This window comes from Pseudomonas sp. (genome assembly GCF_037994325.1).
Lineage (GTDB): Bacteria > Pseudomonadota > Gammaproteobacteria > Pseudomonadales > Pseudomonadaceae > Aquipseudomonas.
In genome coordinates this window covers 1-1,992 of the sequence record NZ_JBBNAH010000459.1, presented here as the reverse complement: position 1 = coordinate 1,992, position 1,992 = coordinate 1, and the positions used below count along the sequence as shown (strand labels likewise).

Below are 1,992 nucleotides of genomic sequence, written 5' to 3'. Positions count from 1 at the left end.
TGGCAGGCGCCCTGCACCAGTTCCAGCTGGTCGACAAAGCGTTCGTACTCATCACCCAAGTGCGCGCGGGCTTCGTCGGAGTCGAGTTTTTCGATGATTTTCACATCGGTGCGTTCATGCCCGTGGCCGGCGGTGTAAACAATGATGTAGTCGTCTGCCAGGTGGTACACGCCTTTAAAGTCGCGGTAGCAGCCAATCGGCCAGGTGATCGGCGCGGCTTTGATTTTTAGAACCGCCTCGATCTCGTCGAGCAGTTCAATCGGGTCGCGAATATCGCGGTCGAGTTTGTTGATAAAACTGACGATAGGCGTGTCGCGCAGTCGGCAGACGTCCATCAGGGCGATGGTACGCGGCTCAACGCCTTTACCGCCGTCGAGCACCATCAGCGCCGAGTCCACCGCGGTCAGGGTGCGGTAGGTGTCTTCGGAGAAGTCTTCGTGGCCGGGGGTGTCGAGCAGGTTGATCATGTGCTCGCGGTAGGGGAACTGCATCACCGAGGTGGTGATGGAGATACCGCGCTGTTTCTCCATTTCCATCCAGTCGGACGTCGCATGGCGGTCGGATTTACGCGACTTCACCGTACCGGCCACGGCAATGGCCTTGCCCATCAGCAGGAGCTTTTCGGTAATGGTGGTTTTACCGGCGTCGGGGTGGGAAATGATGGCGAACGTGCGACGTTTCGCGACTTCGGCGGCCTGAGTGGTCATGCGGGAACCTGGGCATGGAGCTGGAAATTGGCCGCGAAGTATACACAGATGCCCGCCCCGTTTGCAGGCGGCGGGCCCAGTGGCTGGAGCTGGTTTAGCGCGCCTGCTCAGGTTGAGCCTGCCGTGCAATCTGCCCTTCATCCTTAGCCGAGCACCTTGGCGAGCATCGTCGGCTGGTTGGGCGTGGGTCGGAGGGTTTTTTGCAGGCCCGCTGGGCGATCCAACTGAACCCCCACCCCGATAGTCGGTCTGTCAAAAAAGACCTTCACACTGTTCTACGGCACCCACGCTGGAACCCTCGGCTGGCAACGGTTTGTGCAGCATTTCGGACGTTTTGTTTGTTATCCAAAACGAGGCGACAAATAGGTGCAAAACAGCGGCATTTTTTGATTGATCTTGCCCCCACATGCTCCTAAAGTTCGCGCCCGAACGTCCATGCTGGAAACGATCCATGCGGCTCAAGTACTGACGACGAGAGATCGATTTCGATACTCGGCGACAAGCCTTGGGAAGTAGGCGAACCAAAGTGGGGAAACGGATTAGACGTTCGCGGCTTGTTTACCAAGCCACCCCTTACACCCTTTGTTTGTTTTGCCCATGGAGTCCCCCGTATGTCGATTAAGGTCGAAGACTACTACCCGCGCGCAACCTTCCAGAAAATGAAGGATTTCGCCGACCAGCATGAAACCCCGTTTGTGGTGATCGACACCAATATCATCAGCCAGGCCTACGACGACCTGCGCGCCGGCTTCGAATTCGCCAAGGTGTATTACGCCGTCAAGGCCAACCCGGCCATCGAGATCATCGAGCTGCTGCGCGACAAAGGCTCGAACTTCGATATCGCCTCGATCTATGAGCTGGACAAGGTGCTGTCCGCCGGCGTTGGTCCGGAGCGCATGAGCTACGGCAACACCATCAAAAAATCCAAAGACATTCGCTACTTCTACGACAAAGGCGTGCGCCTGTACGCCACCGACTCCGAAGCCGACCTGCGCAATATCGCCAAGGCCGCGCCCGGTTCGAAAGTGTATGTGCGCATTCTCACCGAAGGCTCGACCACCGCTGACTGGCCGCTTTCGCGCAAATTCGGCTGCCAGACCGACATGGCCATGGATCTGCTGATTCTCGCCCGCGACCTGGGTTTGGTGCCTTACGGTCTGTCGTTCCACGTGGGTTCGCAGCAGCGCGATATCTCGGTATGGGACGCCGCGATTGCCAAGGTCAAAGTGATTTTCGAGCGCCTGAAAGAAGAAGACGGCATCGAGCTGAAACTGATCAACATGGG

General features: G+C 57.7%; 1 protein-coding gene and 1 pseudogene. One reads left to right on the top strand and one right to left on the bottom strand.

Annotated elements, in window-relative coordinates:
* Nucleotides 1–707, bottom strand: a 707-nt coding sequence (locus tag AAAB16_RS15455) for a GTP-binding protein (RefSeq protein WP_340664119.1), incomplete at its 3' end; no start/stop codon positions are given.
* Nucleotides 708–1,318: 611 nt separating this feature from the next.
* On the opposite strand from AAAB16_RS15455, the pseudogene AAAB16_RS15450 reads away from it, so the two are divergent.
* A pseudogene (locus AAAB16_RS15450) lies at nucleotides 1,319–1,992 on the top strand (type III PLP-dependent enzyme); the annotation flags it as partial.